The 18,339-nt window shown below is 61.3% G+C and carries 16 protein-coding genes and 1 tRNA gene; 7 read left to right on the plus strand and 10 right to left on the minus strand.

Annotated features, from left to right (window positions below):
* Positions 1-21 precede the first annotated feature (21 nt).
* Both ACILSE_RS21065 and ACILSE_RS21070 read right to left on the minus strand, forming a co-directional pair.
* Complete coding sequence (locus ACILSE_RS21065; protein ID WP_395719414.1) at positions 22-1,497, minus strand: TIGR04222 domain-containing membrane protein; 1,476 nt, start codon at positions 1,495-1,497, stop codon at positions 22-24.
* 88 nt (positions 1,498-1,585) lie between these two features.
* Positions 1,586-2,485: a sterol desaturase family protein gene (locus ACILSE_RS21070; protein WP_395719415.1), complete on the minus strand. Its 900-nt coding sequence runs from the start codon at positions 2,483-2,485 to the stop codon at positions 1,586-1,588.
* 108 nt (positions 2,486-2,593) lie between these two features.
* Here ACILSE_RS21070 and ACILSE_RS21075 point away from each other — a divergent pair, with 108 nt between their 5' ends.
* A complete protein-coding gene (locus tag ACILSE_RS21075; RefSeq protein WP_395719416.1) occupies positions 2,594-3,637 on the plus strand; it encodes a zinc-binding dehydrogenase in 1,044 nt (347 codons plus the stop codon).
* Positions 3,638-3,651: 14 nt separating this feature from the next.
* Here the strand turns inward: ACILSE_RS21075 and ACILSE_RS21080 are convergent, their stop codons facing one another.
* The 4 genes from ACILSE_RS21080 to ACILSE_RS21095 form a co-directional block, all read right to left on the minus strand.
* The gene (locus tag ACILSE_RS21080) at positions 3,652-4,602 is read right to left on the minus strand and encodes an FAD:protein FMN transferase (protein ID WP_395719417.1); all 951 of its coding nucleotides are present in this window, start codon (positions 4,600-4,602) and stop codon (positions 3,652-3,654) included.
* Between the two features lie 5 nt (positions 4,603-4,607).
* Complete coding sequence (locus ACILSE_RS21085; protein ID WP_395719418.1) at positions 4,608-5,006, minus strand: hypothetical protein; 399 nt, start codon at positions 5,004-5,006, stop codon at positions 4,608-4,610.
* A gap of 20 nt (positions 5,007-5,026) precedes the next feature.
* Positions 5,027-5,671 (minus strand): GTP-binding protein, encoded by a 645-nt coding sequence (locus tag ACILSE_RS21090; RefSeq protein ID WP_395719419.1) that lies wholly within the window; start codon positions 5,669-5,671, stop codon positions 5,027-5,029.
* A gap of 62 nt (positions 5,672-5,733) precedes the next feature.
* Positions 5,734-7,401: a hypothetical protein gene (locus ACILSE_RS21095; RefSeq protein WP_395719420.1), complete on the minus strand. Its 1,668-nt coding sequence runs from the start codon at positions 7,399-7,401 to the stop codon at positions 5,734-5,736.
* 1,582 nt (positions 7,402-8,983) lie between these two features.
* Between ACILSE_RS21095 and ACILSE_RS21100 the strand changes: the two genes are divergently transcribed.
* The 5 genes from ACILSE_RS21100 (at position 8,984) to ACILSE_RS21120 (ending at position 13,532) form a co-directional block, all read left to right on the plus strand.
* Positions 8,984-9,058: transfer RNA gene (locus tag ACILSE_RS21100), tRNA-Glu, on the plus strand.
* 76 nt (positions 9,059-9,134) lie between these two features.
* Complete coding sequence (locus ACILSE_RS21105) at positions 9,135-10,079, plus strand: GDP-L-fucose synthase family protein (RefSeq protein WP_395719421.1); 945 nt, start codon at positions 9,135-9,137, stop codon at positions 10,077-10,079.
* A gap of 50 nt (positions 10,080-10,129) precedes the next feature.
* On the plus strand, positions 10,130-11,413 hold the full coding sequence (locus tag ACILSE_RS21110; RefSeq protein WP_395719422.1) for a class I SAM-dependent methyltransferase: 1,284 nt from the start codon (positions 10,130-10,132) through the stop codon (positions 11,411-11,413).
* 15 nt (positions 11,414-11,428) lie between these two features.
* Entirely contained in the window at positions 11,429-11,650 is a 222-nt protein-coding gene (locus ACILSE_RS21115) for a hypothetical protein (RefSeq protein ID WP_395719423.1), read from the plus strand.
* A gap of 94 nt (positions 11,651-11,744) precedes the next feature.
* On the plus strand, positions 11,745-13,532 hold the full coding sequence (locus ACILSE_RS21120; protein ID WP_395719424.1) for an ABC transporter ATP-binding protein: 1,788 nt from the start codon (positions 11,745-11,747) through the stop codon (positions 13,530-13,532).
* 49 nt (positions 13,533-13,581) lie between these two features.
* Here ACILSE_RS21120 and ACILSE_RS21125 read toward each other — a convergent pair whose 3' ends face one another.
* The 3 genes from ACILSE_RS21125 to ACILSE_RS21135 all read right to left on the minus strand — a co-directional run bounded on the left by ACILSE_RS21125 (position 13,582) and on the right by ACILSE_RS21135 (position 14,781).
* Positions 13,582-14,148 (minus strand): elongation factor P, encoded by a 567-nt coding sequence (locus ACILSE_RS21125; protein ID WP_395719425.1) that lies wholly within the window; start codon positions 14,146-14,148, stop codon positions 13,582-13,584.
* Positions 14,149-14,309: 161 nt separating this feature from the next.
* Positions 14,310-14,441 carry a hypothetical protein gene (locus ACILSE_RS21130; protein WP_395719426.1) on the minus strand — a complete coding sequence of 44 codons (132 nt, stop codon included), beginning with the start codon at positions 14,439-14,441 and terminating at the stop codon, positions 14,310-14,312.
* A gap of 37 nt (positions 14,442-14,478) precedes the next feature.
* Positions 14,479-14,781: a hypothetical protein gene (locus ACILSE_RS21135; RefSeq protein WP_395719427.1), complete on the minus strand. Its 303-nt coding sequence runs from the start codon at positions 14,779-14,781 to the stop codon at positions 14,479-14,481.
* Positions 14,782-15,162: 381 nt separating this feature from the next.
* Here ACILSE_RS21135 and ACILSE_RS21140 point away from each other — a divergent pair, with 381 nt between their 5' ends.
* Positions 15,163-17,706: a peptidase MA family metallohydrolase gene (locus tag ACILSE_RS21140; RefSeq protein ID WP_395719428.1), complete on the plus strand. Its 2,544-nt coding sequence runs from the start codon at positions 15,163-15,165 to the stop codon at positions 17,704-17,706.
* 120 nt (positions 17,707-17,826) lie between these two features.
* Here the strand turns inward: ACILSE_RS21140 and ACILSE_RS21145 are convergent, their stop codons facing one another.
* Complete coding sequence (locus tag ACILSE_RS21145; protein WP_395719429.1) at positions 17,827-18,048, minus strand: hypothetical protein; 222 nt, start codon at positions 18,046-18,048, stop codon at positions 17,827-17,829.
* Between the last annotated feature and the right edge of the window lie 291 nt (positions 18,049-18,339).

The following is an 18,339-nucleotide window of genomic DNA, read 5'->3' on the forward strand; positions in this document are numbered from 1 at the left end:
GGATGTCGCGTGTGGCGCGGCTCAGTCGCCTCCGCAGCCGCCGCATCCTCCTCCACCGCCACCATCGCAGCCCCCGCCTCCGCAACTGCCGGAGCCGCAGCCTCCGCTGGAATCCGCACCCTGCCGGTGAATCGCGGCGTGCAGCGGCTGGTACGAGGGCGTGGCGAGCGCCACGGAGCCGACGAGGGCGACTGCCATCGCGGCGAGTGTCGGATCGAGGACATGCCGTCCGTCACGTTCTACCAGCGGGCTGAGGCGTTTCTTCAGACGCAACCGGTTCCAGAGCGCCTCGCCTGCGGCGGTGCGTTTTTTCATCAGGGACATTCGCAGTCCGAGTACCAGGACGCTGACGAAGAGACAGATGATCAGAAAGATCACCGGTTTGTCACGGCTGATGCCTATGACGAGTTTCACCAGGCCGGTGATGAGCATGAGGAGCATTGGCAGCGCCGCGAGCCACTGCATGCGCCTGAACTGCGAGGGATGGAAGACGAGGCCGCGGGCTGCGAGAGACTCCTGCATCGCCTGAGTGACCGACGTGAGAGCTTTGCGCACGTCACGCACCTCGCTTTTGAAGCCAGTGGGCAGCGCACGCTGCACCTGCTGCTCGACGGGGTGGATATCTCCGATGTTGCCTTGATACGAGGCACCAATCATCGCCCGGCCGCTTTTCGGCACGTCCAGCTTGAGCAGACCTCGGGTAAACAGCGCCGCCAGCGCGGCATCGACCATGCGCAGGCCACCACCGCCGAGGAAGGCGATCTCATAAGGATCCGCGGGCGTCTCGTCGGACAGGCGTTCCTGCCGGTCTGTCCGTGCGGTGCGTGTGATGAACAGCGAAGCGATGAAGGCGAGCGCGAAGCCGATCAGGTAGAACTGCAAAAAGTCCTCCCCACGGTAGTCGAGGACGCCCAGGTCATCGCAACCCGGCAGGAGCAGGGCAAAGACAACCGCGGCGGCGGCAGGAATGACATAGCGCGGGCGCAGCCACTTCAGCCACGACGGCTTCGGCAGCATCCAGTGGCGGGAGACATCGACCCAGCGGTTGAGCTTTGGCCTAAAGAACTCCTGCGCCTCCGGCCAGATGTCGTCCGGAGGCTCCTCGCCGAAGAGGCGGCGGTAACTGGCCAGCGTGCGCTCGTATTGCAGGTGAAATTTGGCGCCCTCATCCAGGCCGCCCGCCGTCGGCTCGTGATGCAGAGGGCGTCCGAGCACGTTCGCGCAGAGATCCTGCCAGTAAGACCGCGTATAGACGAGGTGCAGGTGCCAGGCCTGATCAACCGCCTCGGAAGGTGTTACCGGATGGCCGGCGTGCATCGCCAGCAGGAGGAAGCGCTTGTATTCCTGGATCACGCGCGCCGTGAAGGCGCGGGTCCAGCCGTTTTCCTTTGAAAGCCGTGCCGAGAAATCGAGCACCGCGTTGTTGCTATCGAACTGGAGACTTTCCAGCTTCGCCCACATCGCCTGAACCTCAGGCGTCCATTGTGTCTGGCTCATAGTTTGTTTGACTGTGAACGAATCGTCCAAGCCGTGCGCCCTGCACCGGTTCAAATGTGACAAATCCGTCACCAAACCAACGGTCGGCCTAAAGCAGCTCCTGTTTCGCTTCCCCGGCTTTTGCGGCCGCCTGGAACTTCTTCCAGCGGAAGGGCTCGATGATCTGGCCCCAGAAGGACTTTGGCATGGCGTCCTTGATGCCGATATTCGCAGGTGGGCGGCGGTTGGTGTCGTCGTAGTAGGTACCGAAAATGAGATCCCACAGCATGAGGTTCTCGCCGTAGTTTTTGTTGCCCTCCCGTAGGTCCATTGAGTGGTGCCAGCGGTGCAGGGCGGGGGTGTTGAAGATGTAATTCAGCCAGCCGAAGCGCATCTGGATGTTGCAGTGCGTCAGAAAGCCGATGTAGGCCGTGATCGCGCCGAAGTACTCGACGACAAACTTCGGCGCGCCCGCCAGCGCGAGCAGCGGAGCGGAAAAGATCATGCTTTTGAGCGTGTCGATGATGTGAAAGCGGCCGGTGTTGAAGAACCAAAGCTTCTTCGAGCTGTGATGTACGGCGTGGAAATACCACAGCGGCATCCATTCATGGGCAACGCGATGCGCCCAGTAGAGGCCAAACTCCGCAATGACGAGACCGAGCAAGACCTGGGCGAAAACCGGCCAGTGATTCGGCCATAGCCCCGTGCCTTGATCGCCACCCACCACGCTGGCGAGGCCGAATTGGGCGGCTGAAACGACGAGCAACTGCACGAAAGATTTCGTGAAGGCGGTGTGGGCCAGATCGGGGATTTCCTGGCCGTCCGACTCCAGCCACCGCTTTTCATGCGGGCGAACTTTCTCCAGCACGAACAGCAGCGCGGCGAGGCTGAAGTAGGTGAGGTTGAAGGCCAGCGGTCCGTGGCCGTTGGCGATGCCGATTCCCGTCGGAATCAGAGCGGCGAGGAGAATCAGGGGCCAGAGCAGGTAATCGAGCAGCGTGCGAAGCATGGGGCGAATGTTCTCAAAGCAAGAAACAGGCAGATTTCCAGTGTGGATATGGCGAATGACATCTCCCAGCTTGCGCTCGCACGGGCCGCGTGTTCCGATGCGCAGCCCATGAAGTCTGTCATCGCCACCTCACCCGGAGAGCTCGCCATCCTCGACACGCCGCAGCCGAGGCCGGGGCCGTATCAGGCGCTGGTACGCACAGAATGCGCCTGCCTGTGCAATCGCACGGATTCGGAGCTGCTCGGCGGTACGTTTCCGGGCATGGAGGACAAATTTCCCTTCGCGCTGGGCCATGAGAGCGTCGGCATTGTCGTCGAGGTCGGTGAGAAGGTGAAAAACTTCAAGGTGGGTGATCAGGCCGTCGGCGGATTGGTTTTTGATCTTCAAAAAGAGGGCGTGGACTCCGGCTGGGGCGGCTTTGGCGAGTTCACGCTGGCGAACGATCACGACGCGATGGTCGCTGATGGCGTGGCCGATGAAGCGCATGGCTGGGTGGAGGTCTTCGAGATTCAAACCCGCGTGGACGCGGACATTCCGCCGGAACAGGCCGTGCTGCTCTGCACCTGGCGCGAGGTCTTGGGCGCGTTTCGCGATTTCCATCTCCAGCCCGGCGATGACGTGCTCATCTTCGGCGCTGGCCCAGTCGGCCTGAGCTTCGTGAAGCTCGGACGGCTCTTCGGACTGGGTTGGATCGGCATTGTGGACCGCCATGCGGACAAACAGGCCAAGGCGCTGGCTTTTGGAGCCGACGCGGCGTTCAAACCCGGCGATGTGGAGATCAGCGAACTCGCGAAGATTCGCGGGAACAAGCTCGACGCGGTCATCGACGCCGTCGGACATCCCGACATCGTGCAGCAGGGGCTGCCGCTGCTGCGTCGCGGCGGCTCGCACTGCATTTACGGCGTCCTCACACATGGCGTCCTGCACATCGACAAGGCGAAAGCCGACTTCAACTTCAACCTCTTCGTCCACCAGTGGCCCACGCGGCGCTACGAAAAGGAAGCCCAAACCGCGCTCTGCCAGTGGATTCGCGAAGGCAAGCTCAACTCCGCCGACTTCATCACCCATCGTTTCCCGCTGGAGCACATCGCGGATGCTTTCAAGGCCGTGAGCGAGCGGAAGGTGATCAAGGCGTTGCTGGAGTATGTTTGATCAAGCTTCTAGCTTCAAGGCTTGGCAAATTTGACGGTCACTCCCGGTTGTGCGGCGGCAAGAGATTCGCCGCGTTCTTTTCCCAGGACACACATGGTGGTCGCCAAGGCATCGCTGGTGGTACAGTTGGGGGCGATGACGGTGCAGGCGATTCGGTCGGTGAGTCCGAGGCCGGTCTTCGGAGAGACGATGTGCGAGTAACGCACGCCGTCGATCTCGGTGAACTGATAGAGATCTCCTGATGTGGAGACGCCGCAGTTTTTGAGGCGGACGGTCTCCATCAGTTCCTCGCCGCCGGGGGCGGGTTTGGTGAAGGTGCGCAGTTTGATGTCCCAGGCGTCTTCACCGGGCGGCGGGTCGCCGATGGCGATGTCCCCACCCGCCATGACGAGTGCGCGGTTGATGCCGTTTTCGCGCAGAATGCGCAAAGCGGCATCCGCGGCGTAGCCTTTGGCGATGCCGCCGAGGTCGAGGAGCATGCCGGACTTTGTCAGCGTTATGATTTGCGCCTTAGCATCGAGCTGGACGGCACGCCAGTCGGTGGCGGCGAGGGCTTTGGCGAGACGGTCTGCAGGCGGCAGTTTTTTGACGCGTTTGGTGCGCCGCCAGAGCTGCGAGAGGTTGCCGCAGGTGATGTCAAAAGAACCGTCAGTGAGGCGGGCGAAGTCGAGGGAGCGGGAGATGAGGTCAAACAACGCGGGGCTGGCTTTGAAGGGCGTGCCAGGACCGGCGTTGCAGAGCCGCATGAGCTCGCTGTTGGGCTCGTAGTCGGAGAAGACGGTGTTGAGGAAGGCGATGTGCTTGAAGGCGGCGTCGGCGGCGGTTTCGGCCTTCTCCTTGGATTCCGCATGCAGGGAGATGCGGAAGGTGGTGGCCATCAAGGGCGCGGTGTAGTCGAAACGCTTCAGTTCTTGCGCATGGAGAGCGCAGGAGAGGCTGAGACTGGAGATGACGAACCGGAACATTATTTTCACCACGCGGGCTCGGCGTGAAGGGCGGAGGAGAGATCGAGGACAGGGACGGCCGGCTTTGCCTCAACGGCTGCATCAGACCCAGCGAGGTGCTGGCAGGCGGCGCGGAGCGCGGGGATGGAATCCATGCTTTGACAGCGGGCGAGCAAAAGTCGGCGCCGCGGCAGGCTGCGAAGGTAAATGACGCCATTGGCGTGCTGCTGGATGATGTCAGCGCATTCACCGCCGCCGCCGCGGTGGCCCAGCTCGTTCGCGGCGGAGAGGGTGGCGTGGGCGAGGACGAGAATGACGGTGGAGGGAGGCTCGCTCCCGCCCGCGCATGCGATGACGCAGCCTGATTCGTCCGCCACGGCGGCTTGTATGACACCGGGAATGGCTGCCAGGGATGCGAGTTCCATTTTCAAGGCGGAGGTGATGCTCAAGCCGAGGCGAGGGCTTCGGTGGGAAGCTCGTCCGGCGAGTTTTCGGCAGCCGTGCGCAGGCGGAACTGATGGAGGACGGCCTGGGAGATGGCGTTGAGCGTGGCGAGGACGTTGCGACCGGTGCGGGCGTCGGATCCGAAGCTGAGGAAAGGAGCGGGCCGGTTGTTGAAGAGGTATTCGAGGTATTCGACTGGCGCGGCGTTGGGGAGGTCGCGCTTGTTGTATTGGAGCACGATGGGCAGCCGTTCGAGCGCGCTCCCGTTCATGCGCAGGTTGGCCTCCAGGCTTTGCAGGGACTGCAAGTTGTCACGCTGACGGTCCATCTGGGAATCGATGACAAAAACGACTCCGTCGGCCTGACGGAGCACGAGCTGGAGCGTGGCGTTGTAGGTGACCTGACCGGGGACGGTGTAGAGATGAAAGGTGGTCTTGTAGCCGGGGAGCGCGTCGGCCTCGACGGCGAGAAAGTCAAAAAACAACGTGCGATCCTGGGCGGTGGAGAGCGAGACGAGGTCGGAGCAGCCTTTGGGGTCGAGCTTGGCGTGGATCTGCTGGAGGTTGGTGGTCTTCCCGCTGAGCGGAGTGCCGCAATAGACGATCTTGAAGCTGATCGTGTGCTCGTCGTGGTTGATGCTGGGCATGACGGAAGAAATGACGAAACCAAAATGACGAACGATGAATGCCCCGGATGGAGCCATCCATTCTAACCGAGCATGCGGGAGAGTTCGCGGGCGATGAGGGTGATCTTGTCACGCAGGCCGATGGATGGCTCGTCATCGTGCAGGACGGCGACGATTGTGCTGCCTGGGAAGCAGAAGGTGAGTAGGCGGCCGCTCGCGTTCAAGGTGAAGGTTTCCGCGCCTTCGATGCCGATGAGCGGCGCGAGTCCGCGGAGTTGGCGGGCGATCTCGGGCGCCTGGCGCTGGAACTCGGTGGAGTCTGGCTTTGAGGCGTCGGCGTGGCTGAGCACGTGCGAGCCATGCAGGCAGACGCAGGCGCTGAGGCCGTGCTGGGTGGCGAGCAGCTCGACCACTCGCGGCGCGGCGAGGTTTTCCTCGGTTCCAAGCAGGGCGCGGAGGAGAAGCTGGTCGGTTTGCGTGTCCACGGGGGAGAGGCCGAGGAAGGAATGCTTCACCGGCGTCATTTTGGCCGGAGAGGCCGCAGATTGTGCTGGAGTCGGGGCCGGTTTGAACTCTGAGGCGGACTTGGCGGATGGCGCTGCTTCAGAAAAGAGGGGGGCGCTGGCGGGCGGAGGTGCTCCGAACAGGCCACGGGTGGCGGCCGGGGCTCTGGCGGGTTCATGCGCGTGAGGTGGCTCGCCAAACTCAGGCGCGGGTTTGAAGAGATTTGCCGGCGGCGGAGAAAACATCCCGGGCGTTTGGGGCGCGAGCGGAGCCTGGGCCTGCCCGAGCAATTGGGCGCTGCTGAAACCGGATTCCTGCTGCGGTTTGAGCAATGGAGAACTTGGCTGGCCTGAGGAGGCCGCAAAAGGATCGAAGGGTTTAGTCAAAGGTGCCTGAACTGAAGCAGGCTGGGAAGGAGGCGGGCTGCCAAAAGGCTGGAAGACACCTGCGAGCGGTTGCACCGGGTTGGAGGATGGCTGAGGATGTGCTTTGACCGGTGCTTCGGAGGGAACGGGCGGTGTGAATGCGAATGGAGAAGTGCCTCCGAAAGGCTGTTGAGGAGCAGGGGCGGCGGCTGGAGCAGCTTCTGCCTGGGGTGCAGGAGGCTGGCTTTGCGCGAAGGGATTCAGGGCCGCGCCGAATTTCGGAGCGAACAGTGACGAGGATGCTGGTTGCGGGAAGGAAGGCTGGGCTGCCCCTTCGCTCGCCACAGACGGAGAGGCGAACGCGGAAAGGGGATGTGGCGTTGGCTGGACCGCCTGAGGTGCGATGGTTTGCGCCGAAGGAGCGGCGAATGGGGATGGAGGGCTGGCAGGCTCGACGCGCGTGACCTGCCCTGCGGGCGCGCCGGGCTGGATAACAAAGGCGTTACTCGCAGGTGCGGCGGGTCGGAAGGCGGTCTCCTGCTGCGGCGCAGATGGTGGCGCTGAAACCGCCGGAGCGGCTGACATGCTTGTGAGCGCGTGAAAAACCTCGTTTTGCGGCAGTTTGATCCGAACATCGCGTTTCGCAGCGGTGAGTGTGTTGCGGAAGCCGATGTCCGAAAGACCGTCCACGAGCGCTCCGAGCTCAATGGTGACGCTGCCGGAGGAAATCTGCTCGTTCAGCGTGCTGGCAGGAACGCTGGTCGTGATCCAAGCGGGGACCATGACCGGGTTGAAGCCCAGCTCCTCGACGCTGTAACCAGCCAGCACGGCTGAGAAACCGAGCTTTGCCATGCCGGAGGCGGCGCTGTTTGGAGCAGGCATGGGGGGCGTCGTTGCCTGCACAGGAGCGAATGGTTGCGGAGCAGGGGAATGCGCCCGATCGGGTTCCTTCATCGCTGCCGCAAAAGCGGAGCCAAAGGGCAGACTAGGAGGTGCGGATGTTGTTGCCTGTGGTGTCGGTGTCGGACTTGGTTCAGGTGCTTTTGCAGTGAAGAGGCTGCTAATGGAATCCTGCGGAGAGTTCGAGCCAGGCGCTGATGCTGCGGCGAATGGAGAAGAGGATGCCGCCGACGGCACGGCTGCAAATGGAGAAGCAGAAGCCGATGCCGCAAAAGGTGAGGCCACAGGCTGGATCAAGCTAAAAGGAGAGTTTCCTGCGGAGAAGCCAGGTTGCGGCTGAGTTGGCGCTGGTTCTTGTGGTGAGGCGGGCTTGATCGAGAACGGACTGGCCGTCTGCGGTTCCTGTTTGATCGAAAACGGGCTTGGAGCCGTGTTTTCCGCCGCCGGTTTGATGGAGAACGGAGATGCAGGCGCGGCTGAGGCGGATTCCGACGGCGCATGCGCCGGAGCGGCCACGGCAAAAGGACTCATCGGGAACGGTTGGGCCGTAGCAGCTTCTACTTCCGGTTTTGCGGCCAGTTGAAAAGTGGATGCCGGAGGATGGGAGGAGAGCTGCGCCAGAGAGAAAGGCGACGGGGAAGCGGGATGCATTGCGTTCTTTCCAGCAGCCTCCTGTCCCTCTCGTGCCTGAAGGATCAAGCCAGGGAGCTTTGCCGCCGGCAACGGCACCAGCCGTGGATCTTGGGGAGAGATGGGCATTTGGAAAAGTGCCGGACAGACACGATACAATTCAAACACGGGCAGCGCCGCCTGCCCGCTGCGCAGGGCATTTTCCAGCAGCGCCGGCGGCAGGGACAATGGCTGTTCGGCGGGGAGGGCTCCGGCGCGCACGACCTCGGGCGGAAGCTGGTCAATCACATCTCCAACCGTGAGCGGCGCGTTGGTTGGCGTGGCGCCGGCGATGGCGAACGGGGACATGCCGGAGGACGAATTGATCGGAGGCGCGGAAATCGGCTCCTTGCCCGCTGTTTTAAAAAGGGGATTGCCGCCGATTTGGAATGGAGAGGCACCGGCGGGAGCTTGCAGTGTGGGAGATGCTTGCATGAGGGAGTGACTGGTATTCATCGCGTCCGTCATGCCCGGATGCGTTTTCGGGAAGTGCTGTTGACCTGCCTGGGCCGGTTCAGGGGAACCGGCTTCGCGCTGGAACAAACTTCGGAACGAAAAACTCATCAGAGGATGAAGCGGCCCGACTCAGCAAAGTAGCAAGCCTGTGTGGAAAATCTAGTTTTTATAAACAAATACCCCGGTATTTGCGTTGATTAAGTGAGATTAAATATTGCAGCGTCGCAGTTCAAGATTTTTTCATGGTTTTTCTGAAGCCATCGCAGGGGCCGTCGCCTTGTGTGCAATCGTAACAAACAGCGGCGGCGGGTCACTTGACTCAAATGATGCTGAAAGCGTGCCAGGGAGAGCTGGGTTGAAGATTTTGAATCCACATGAATTTTCCCTTGCGCAATCGCGCATCGAACGCACTATCCCGGCCCGCTCGTCCCGAGCAAATGACCCCTTCGTCTAGCGGTTAGGACACATCCCTTTCACGGATGCGACACGAGTTCGATTCTCGTAGGGGTCGCCACTTCTTCTCCAGCAAAGCTGGAGCCAAATGAGAAGCTCCGCTGGACACCGGTAAACACGCTCGCTAAACGAGCTTCATGTCTTTATCCGGAGGCAAGCTTTTCATCACTGGTCACAACGGTCTCGTCGGTCGTGCGCTGCTGCGCTTTTATGCCGACAAACCTCAGTGGCAGATCATCACCCGCAGCCGCGCGGAACTCGACCTGCGGGATCAGCAGGCCACCAATGCATTCTTCGAAGCCGAGCGCCCCGAATACGTGATTCTCGCCGCCGCGAAGGTTGGCGGCATTAAGGCCAGCTACACGCAGCCGGTCGATTTCCTGCTCGACAACCTGCAGATTCAGAACTCGGTCCTCTCCGCCGCGCATCGTTACGATGCGAAGAAGGTGCTCTTCCTCGGCAGCACCTGCATCTATCCCAAGGTGGTCGAGATGCCCATCCGCGAGGACAGCCTGCTCACCGGGCCGATGGAGGAAACGAACGCTCCCTACGGCGTTGCCAAGATCGCCGGAATCAAGCTCTGCCAGGGCTACCGCCATCAGCACGGCCGCGATTTCATCTGTGGCATGCCGGCGAATCTTTACGGCCCCTTCGACAACTTCGATCCCGAGCACTCCCACGTGCTGCCATCCCTTGTCCGCCGTTTCCATGAGGCAAAGCGGACGAATGCGCCGACGGTGACGCTTTGGGGCAGTGGCACACCGAAACGTGAGTTCCTCTTCGTTGACGACCTCGCCTCGGCCTGCGCCTTCCTGCTTGAGAACTACAGCAGCTCCGAGATCATCAACATCGGCTGCGGGTGGGAGATCAGCATTCGTGAGGCCGCCGAGATCATCCGCGAGATTGTCGGCTATCAAGGCGAGATTCGATGGGACACCTCGCAGCCGGATGGCAATCCACGTCGTCTACTCGACATCAGCCGCATGGAAAAGCTTGGCTGGAAAGCGAAGACGGGTTTTCGTGAAGGCGTCGCGCACACCTATCGCTGGTTTCTTGAGAACCGTGCGACGGCGAGAACTTGAACACGTGAAGTCCGGCTGGACACGCCTGCGCACCTATGCCAATTGACCCTATGGCAATCCAGGCTTTCCGACCCGTTCTCATCACCCGCAACACCTGCCGCATCTGCGGTTCACGCAGCCTCACGCCCGTCGTCAGCCTCGGCGACCAGTTCATCGGAGGCGTCCTCGCCAGCGAGGACGGCAGCGCGCTCATCAAGCGCAAGGTTCCGCTCGATCTCGTCCGTTGCGACCCTTCCGTCGATGAAAACGCCTGCGGCCTCGTGCAGATGCGCCATTCCGTGCCGCCGAAGGTGCTCTACCACCGCTACTACTACGAATCTGGCATCAACCAGTCCATGCGCGACAACCTCGCCGGCATCACGGCGCTGGTGGAGCAGACCGTCACGCTCAAGGCGAACGACATTGTGCTCGACATCGGTTGCAACGACGGCACCCTCCTCTCCAGCTACAAAACGCAGGGCCTGCGCCACATCGGCATCGATCCTTCCGACGTAGCTCTCAAAGCGCGCGCCAAAGGCTTCCAGGTTGTGAACGACTTCTTCAGCGCCCGCGCCTTCAAAAGCGCTCACGCCGTCGAAAAAGCCCGCGTCGTCACCAGCATTTCCATGTTCTACGACTTGGAGAACCCGCACGCCTTCGTGCAGGACATCGCCAGCGTCCTCGCCACCGACGGCATCTGGATTCTCGAGCAGAGCTACCTGCCCGCAATGCTCGACATCAACAGCTTCGACACCATCTGCCACGAGCACCTCGAATACTACTCGCTTGCAGTGCTGGAGCGCCTCTTTGGCGACCACGGTCTCGAAGTCATCGACGTGCACCTCAACGACGTGAACGGCGGCAGCTTCCGCCTCGTTGTCGCCCATGCCGGCCAGGTCAAACCGAGCGCTGAAGCCGCTGCCCGCGTGCAGGAGCTGCGCATCCGCGAATTCGAAATGGCGATCGACTCCGACGCGCCCTACGCCGTCTTCCGCGACAACATCGAGCGCATCCGCACCGACCTCACCGCCTTCCTGAAGAAAGCGAAGGCCGAGGGCAAGCTCGTCCACGGCTATGGCGCATCGACCAAGGGCAGCACCACGCTGCAATACTGCAATGTCACGCCCGACCTCGTGCCTGCCATCGCCGACCGCAATCCGGTGAAGTGGGGCAAGTACACCATCGGCACGCAGATCAAGATCATCTCCGAGGAAGAGTCCCGCGCCGCGAAGCCGGACTATTACCTCGTGCTGCCCTGGCACTTCATGCCCGAGTTCCTCACCCGCGAGACCGAGTTCCTCGCCCGCGGCGGCAAGTTCGTCGTTCCGATGCCCAAAGTGCATCTCGTCGGCTAGGTCAAAGCCAAGCATATGTCGCTCTTTGACACGCTCGAGTTCGCCGATTGGTTTCGTGCGACGCTCGGCGGGTGGCGGTTTATCTTCTCACCTTCGTTCCGCCGTCAAATGCGAGAACGATGGAAGCACGAGAGCTGGCTTTACATCACGATGGATGTTTTATGCGGCCTGGCAGGCATCGCATTCAGTCTTTTGATTGCTTATATTGTGATCGGTGGAGTTGCTGGTTGGGAATGACCTCAAAAAGATCCTGCCCTGACGAAACACTGTCTCAGGCTTGTCCGCCACATCCACTTGAATCCCGCTCCGCGCTCGCTCGTCTAGCCTTCGCATGGACGACAAGCCAGAGCCAATGACGAACCGCAGTGCTCTGCGTTGCCTGCTCACGTTTGCACGCGGCCATTGGCGCATCGCGGCGCTGCAGTTTGCTCTCGCCGTCGGTGGTACGTCGCTCATCTTCGTGTTTCCCGGCGTGGTGCGCTGGTTCATCGACGAAATCATCCCGCAGCGCGGCACCGATCTCATCTGGCAGGCCGGCGGACTCGCCATCCTCGCCTTCACCTTGCGCGAAACGTTGTTCTACTTCCGCACCCGCGTGAACTGCACCTTCGAGCAGCGCATGATCACCGATTTGCGCGGACAGCTTCATCGCAAGGTCGAACTCCTGCCGCTGCGCTGGTTCGATCATCAAAGCACAGGCGACATCCTCACCAAGCTCGCCGACGACGTGCCCGCCACACAGCGCGTGATCCTCGAAGGCATCGAACAGGGCCTCATTGCCGTTCTCCAGATACTCATCACGGCCGTGGTCATGCTTATCGCGGACACGAAGCTCGCGCTATTGGTTCTCGCCCCCACGCCGTTCATTGCCGCCGGTGGATGGATTTATTCGCGCTGGGTTTCTCCACGCGCCACCGCCGCGCGTGAAGCCACGAGCGCGCTCAACGCCACGCTGCACGACACACTCACCGGCATCCGTCAAATCAAGAGTTTCACTGCGGAGGACATGCGTCAGGAAAAATTCCTCGCCGCCAGCCATCGTCTCAAAGACAAACAAACGCGTCTCATGGCCGCGTGGGCGTTTTACGCGCCGTCCATGACCTTGCTCGGCAATCTCGGCCTCGTGCTGCTGCTCATGGCCGGTTCGTGGTGGTGCGTGCAGGGCAGCATGACGCCCGGCCAGTTGATGCAGTTCATCCTGCTCGTCGGATTCCTCTACGAACCCATCGCCCGCCTCCACGGCGTCAATCAAACACTGCTGAACGGCCTCGCTGCCGCGAAACGCGTCTTCGCCATCCTCGATGACGAAACCGAGGAGGACCTCGATTCCGGCCAGGCGCTCGAAAACATCCGCGGCGACATCGAATTCCGCTCCGTTTCCTTCGCTTATCGCGAGGACAAGCCCGTGCTGCACGACATCTCGCTCTCTGCGCAGCGTCATCAAACCATCGCCATCGTCGGTGCCACCGGTTCCGGCAAAAGCACCCTCTTCCAGCTCCTCACCCGCTTCTACGATCCGCAAAGCGGCACCATCACGCTCGATGGCATTCCTCTGACACAAATCAGCAAACGCTCGCTGCGCCAATCGCTCGCCTACGTCACGCAGGAGTCGTTCCTCTTCGCCGGAACCGTGCGCGACAACCTCCTGCTCGGCAAAACCAACGCCACCGACGACGAACTGTGGTCCGCGCTGCGCAATGCCTGTGCCGAAGACTTCATCAAGCGTCTTCCCAAAGGTCTCGATGCCGAGGTCGGCGAACGCGGCGTTTTGTTGAGCGGTGGCGAGCGTCAGCGCCTCGCCCTGGCCCGCGCCTTCCTCAAAGACGCACCGATTCTGCTGCTCGATGAAGCCACCTCATCGGTCGATGTGAAATCCGAGCAGCTCATCCAGCAGGCGCTCGCCAAACTCCGCGCCAACCGCACCAGCCTCGTCATCGCGCACCGCCTCAGCACCATCACCGCCGCCGACGCCATCTACGTCCTTCACCAAGGCCGCGTCCTCGCTCACGGCACACACGAAACCCTCCTCCAATCCTGTTCCTACTACCGCGAGATGGCCGCGCTCGCCTTCGATCAAGGAGAGGGGAGTCGTGATTCATCACTCAACAAAAACGCCTGACTGCTTTCACAGTCAGGCGTCGTCTTGAATCGAATCAACCGGGCGAAACTCAGTTCGAGCGGCCAAGGTAGGTGCCGTCCTCGGTCTTCACGCTGATTTTGTCGCCGGGGCCGATGAAGAGGGGGACCTGCACGCGCAGGCCGGTCTCCATGATGGCTTCTTTGTACACATTGTTGGCGGAGTCGCCCTTCACGCCCTCGGGGGATTCGGCGACGGTCATGATCACGGAGGCCGGCAGTTCGATGCCGGCGACCACGTCGTCAGCGAGGAGGATGAGGTACTTCTGGCCTTCGATGAGGTAGTTCTTCGCGTCCTTCACCATGTCCTCGCCGAGGAGCACGTCCTCGAAGGTATCCGGGTGCATGAAGTGGTAGCCGTCGCCGTCCTTGTAGCTGTACTCGTGGGCGTCACGGGAGAGGTTCACGGACTCCAGCGACTCGTTGGAGGTCATGCGCAGGTTGTACATCTTGCCGATGGTGATGCTGCGGACGGACATCTGTACGAACGAGGCCATGCGCGGCGGCGTCTTGAGTTCGAAGTCGGAGACGACGCAAATGTCGTTGTTGTAGCGGACGGCGTGTCCTTTGCGGAGATTGATGACGGGGGTGGCTGGCATAAGAGCCAGAGTCCATGGCGAGTTTAAGGCGCTTTGCAAGCGCGGGTTCGGGGTCCGTGGGACGATGGACTAAAGTGGCCGTCGCCCTCAACTCACCACCACCGTCGCGACCGGACTTGGGGCGGCTTCATCCAGCTTGTTCGCGGCGATCACACGGACTTCTATCGTGCTGCCGGCGCGAGATGCTGGAGCACCGCTTCGGTGTCGTGTACGGTGATGACGGGATCGAAGACTTCCGCGCCCGCAAGGTGCATCTGCACGCGGTAGCGTTTCGGATGCGGGGCAGGGGTCACCTCACTTCCACCAGGCCGTCGCCTAGCGCGGTGAGCGTCACCTGCACCACCGGGTGCGGAATCGTTTTCGGCCGCAGGCACGTCTCAGACCGAAGCGCCGTCGGCGCGGATCATCCCGGGCCATCAGGAAGTCCAGCTCCTTGATCAGGTCGCGCATGCGTTTGCGCAGTTTCTTGAAGGTCGCGTTTTTGGCCGCCACGGTGGTCCGCAGCGCCGACCTGTTGAAGTTCACTGCCGAGCGTGCATCCGACAGCCCCGCAAAGGTGGCACGGGAGATCGTCGCCGTGGCCCATGTCGAGCGTGAACAGGCCGTCGCATCCACGAGCGCTGGCTTCCTCAAGATGTGCGAAGTAATCTTAGGGGAATGCTTCCGTCGCGGCTCAAAGCAGTCACCGCCTAAGCCACACGTGACTGGGATGAAGCCCCCCTTTTTTTGAAGCTGTAAATCCGCTTTTTTAGCCCGCCTCGAAATACCCCCATCCAGAGTTGCCCAAAAGTGAGAATGATCGGGCTGCCAAACTGAAGGCTGGCGACAGAGTTACAGCTTCTGGTGGCATCAGGGCGCCAAATTTGTGCGACAGAGGCGTTGCTTATTTGGATTTTGGCGCCAGGCAGGCGAAGTTGAGTTGGGTCGTTTATCTTTTCGTTTAGCAGTGTCTGATCGCCGCTTAATCCGGCACAACTTGTGCGAGAAGCGTGTGTTTGAACGCGATTTGAAATTATGCGCCTGCTTCCAGCCCTTCTGCTGCTTTTCATCACGACCTCCGCCTTGCACGCGCAGCAGATCGACCTCGAAAAAATCTTCGAGGACCGCAATCTGGGACCGGTGGGTGAATTGCTGGCGCGCGGAGATTACGAACTCGTGGCGCGCATTGGCGAGGCGGCGGTGGAAAAGGGGCTGAAGGCGCCGGAGTGGCGGATTTACCGGCTGAAGGCGTTGGTCGAACTCGGCCAGATCGAGACAGCGCTCGAGGAATCGCGCACGGCGCTGGTGTTTTTCCCGGGTCATTTCGAGCTGCTCATGCTGCGGCATGATTTCGCGAAGATGCTCGGCAGTACGGAGGTGATGGCGGAGGCTTTGAAAGCCTTGAACGAAGCTGCGAAGGCGAAACCGGCGAAGGATCGCACCGCGCTGGAGACCGTGATGCTCGGGAAGGCGGCGCTGGTGTTTGGAGCGGACGCACAGAAGGTCATCGCCCAGTATTTCAAGACCGCGCAGGGCAAGGACGCGAAACTGGAGGCCGCGTATCTGGCCGAGGGGCATCTCGCGCTCGACAAAGATGATGCGAAGCGGGCCGCGGACGTGTTTCGCGCTGGTTTGAAGGCGCATGGCGAGACCGCGGCGCTTCGGCTTGGGCTGGCGGAGGCGTTTCGCTCGAGTGATCGCGAGAAGGCGGTCGAGAACCTCGCGAAGGCGCTTGAATTGAATCCGCATCACAAGGCGGCGCATCTGCTGCGGGCCGAGCTGCTCGTCGGCGGTGAAAAGTTTGTCGAGGCCGAGGCGGCGGTGCAGCAGGTGCTCGATCATGATGAGGGCCATCCGCAGGCGTGGTCGCTGCGCGCGGTGGTGGCGCATCTGTTTCATGCCGACAAGAAGAAGATGGACGCGGCGAGGGCGGAGGCGCTGAAGCGCTGGGACAAAAATCCGGCGGTGGATCACATCATCGGTCGTTGTTTGTCGCGAGCCTATCGGTTTGCGGAGAGCGCGGCGCATCAACGGAAGGCGCTGGAGTTTGATCCGAAGTATCTGCCGGCCAAAGTGCAGCTCTGCCATGACCTGCTGCGTCTCGGTGAAGAGGAGGAGGCCTGGAAGCTGGCCGCAGCGATCCGCACGGAGGACGGCTACAACATCCAGGCGCACAACCTTGGCCTGCTGGAGAAGGAAATGGGCGGCTACGTCACGAAGACGTTCGAGGACTTCACGCTGAAGATGCCGAAGCGCGACTGGCCGATCTATGGCGAGCGCGCGCTGGAGCTGCTGCGGGATGCGAAGGCCGTCCTCGCGCCGAAATATGGCCTGGAGCTGAAAAGGCCGGTCCTGGTGGAGTTTTTCGGCGCGCAGCAGGACTTCGCCATCCGCACGTTCGGTGCGCTGGGCGGGCAGGGGATGCTGGGCGTGTGCTTCGGCACGGTGGTGACGATGAACAGCCCTGGCAGCCTCGCTCATGGCCGCAACAACTGGGAAAGCACGCTGTGGCATGAGTTTTGTCATGTGATCACGCTCAGCGTGACGAAGAACCGCATGCCGCGCTGGTTGAGCGAGGGCATCAGCGTGTATGAGGAGCGCCAGCGCGATCCGGCGTGGGGCATGCCGATGGACGCGACGTTTCGCGAAATGGTGCTCGACGAGGAGACGCTGACGCCCGTCTCGCGGCTCAGCGGCGCGTTCATGAACGCGGAGACGCAGGACCACCTCATGTTCGCCTACTTCGAGTCGAGCCAGGTCGTCGAGTATCTGCTGGAGAAATACGGCAAGGAGAAGTTCCAGGGCATCCTGCGTGATCTCGCCGCCGGAAAACGCATCAACGACGCCATCGCGTCGCACACCGACGATCTGGACGAGATCGAGAAAGGCTTCACCAAGTTCATCAAGGGCAGGGCGCTCGGTTTTGGAGCCAAGGCCGACTGGGAAGATCCGAAGCCGGAGGAATTGAATCCTTTTGATGAAGGCTCGTTCTCCACGTTTTTGAAGGAGCATCCGAACAACCTGCCCGCGACGCGGAAATACGCGCAGGAAATGGTGAACCAGAAAAACTGGCCTGAGGTGCTCAGACTGGCCGATGTTTTGATCCAACTGCTGCCGGAGGATTTCAGCGCGGAGAGCGGCTACAGCCTCAAGGTGATGGCGCTGCGCCAGTTGAAGCGCGAGGTCGAGGAAATCGCCGTCCTGCGGAAGAGCGCGGCCCAATCATCGAGCGCGCAGAGCACGTTTCTGCGTCTGATCGAACTGGATGCGCCGAAACAACGCTGGGCGGAGGTGAAGTCGAACGCGCAGCGTGCCACGGCGCTGAATCCGTTCCTCGTGACGCCGCAGCGGGCGCTGGCGGAGGCGCATGCCGCCTTGAAGGAAAACACCGAGGCCATCGCCGCCTACGAACGCGTGCTGATCCTCGATCCCGGCAGCGCGGCGCAGACGCACTTCAAACTGGCCGAGCTGTTGAAGGAAAGCGATGCCACGGAGGCCAAACGTCACCTGCTCGACTCACTGGCCCTCGCCCCACGCAATCGCGAAGGATTGGCGATGCTGCGGGAGTGGAAGTTATGAAGAGCTAACGACCCCAAGCTCAGCGACTGCGGAGGCTGGCGCGCTGGCTGTGCGGCGGATGGCAAGGTGGCGGCGGAAGCGGCCAGCGTGACAGCCGGAGTTGCTCGCTGCAGCGCATGGTTATGCCTTGAACTGTTCATCGTAGGCTTTGCGGTGGTGCGGGAACTCCTCTGTGTAGAAAGGATACGGAATACCAAGGATAGTGATTTCGTGTCCTTCGTCTCTGAAGCCGGTAATACACCGTCCGATGCCGCTGATCTCGAATCCGTCGGAGCGAAGAACGTGAAGATCGGGAATCGTCTGTGTGTCGATGAACTCATATTTCGGATCTTCCTCGTTCACGGTGACGTTATGCAGTCGGCAATGATCCAGAAAAGACGGTATGGCGAAGCGGAGGAATGGAACGCAATCTTGCCGGAAACGACGCCCATCGGAGGATCAGCGGACTCCAGCGAAGTTGTCCCAATTTCTTCGTTGTTTAGGAACACGCGATACATAGTCGCCTAACTAGGGCGTGTTTTAAAATTGGTTTCTGAGGGATAAAGTGCAGATGGCAAGAAGGACAAAAGCCATGAATGAAACATCGGTTTTGTCATACCGGGTGGCCACGCGTTGCATGCGTTTGATCTTTTC

Origin of the sequence: Prosthecobacter sp., assembly GCF_044236155.1 — a bacterium.
Classification (GTDB): Bacteria; Verrucomicrobiota; Verrucomicrobiia; order Verrucomicrobiales; family Verrucomicrobiaceae; genus Prosthecobacter.

Coding starts and splice junctions, on each gene's coding strand:
- ACILSE_RS21065 (WP_395719414.1), bottom strand. CDS start 1,497: ATGAGCCAGACACAATGGACGCCTGAGGTTCAGGCGATGTGGGCGAAG.
- ACILSE_RS21070 (WP_395719415.1), bottom strand. CDS start 2,485: ATGCTTCGCACGCTGCTCGATTACCTGCTCTGGCCCCTGATTCTCCTC.
- ACILSE_RS21075 (WP_395719416.1), top strand. CDS start 2,594: ATGAAGTCTGTCATCGCCACCTCACCCGGAGAGCTCGCCATCCTCGAC.
- ACILSE_RS21080 (WP_395719417.1), bottom strand. CDS start 4,602: ATGTTCCGGTTCGTCATCTCCAGTCTCAGCCTCTCCTGCGCTCTCCAT.
- ACILSE_RS21085 (WP_395719418.1), bottom strand. CDS start 5,006: ATGGAACTCGCATCCCTGGCAGCCATTCCCGGTGTCATACAAGCCGCC.
- ACILSE_RS21090 (WP_395719419.1), bottom strand. CDS start 5,671: ATGCCCAGCATCAACCACGACGAGCACACGATCAGCTTCAAGATCGTC.
- ACILSE_RS21095 (WP_395719420.1), bottom strand. CDS start 7,401: ATGCCTGCTCCAAACAGCGCCGCCTCCGGCATGGCAAAGCTCGGTTTC.
- ACILSE_RS21105 (WP_395719421.1), top strand. CDS start 9,135: ATGTCTTTATCCGGAGGCAAGCTTTTCATCACTGGTCACAACGGTCTC.
- ACILSE_RS21110 (WP_395719422.1), top strand. CDS start 10,130: ATGGCAATCCAGGCTTTCCGACCCGTTCTCATCACCCGCAACACCTGC.
- ACILSE_RS21115 (WP_395719423.1), top strand. CDS start 11,429: ATGTCGCTCTTTGACACGCTCGAGTTCGCCGATTGGTTTCGTGCGACG.
- ACILSE_RS21120 (WP_395719424.1), top strand. CDS start 11,745: ATGGACGACAAGCCAGAGCCAATGACGAACCGCAGTGCTCTGCGTTGC.
- ACILSE_RS21125 (WP_395719425.1), bottom strand. CDS start 14,148: ATGCCAGCCACCCCCGTCATCAATCTCCGCAAAGGACACGCCGTCCGC.
- ACILSE_RS21140 (WP_395719428.1), top strand. CDS start 15,163: ATGCGCCTGCTTCCAGCCCTTCTGCTGCTTTTCATCACGACCTCCGCC.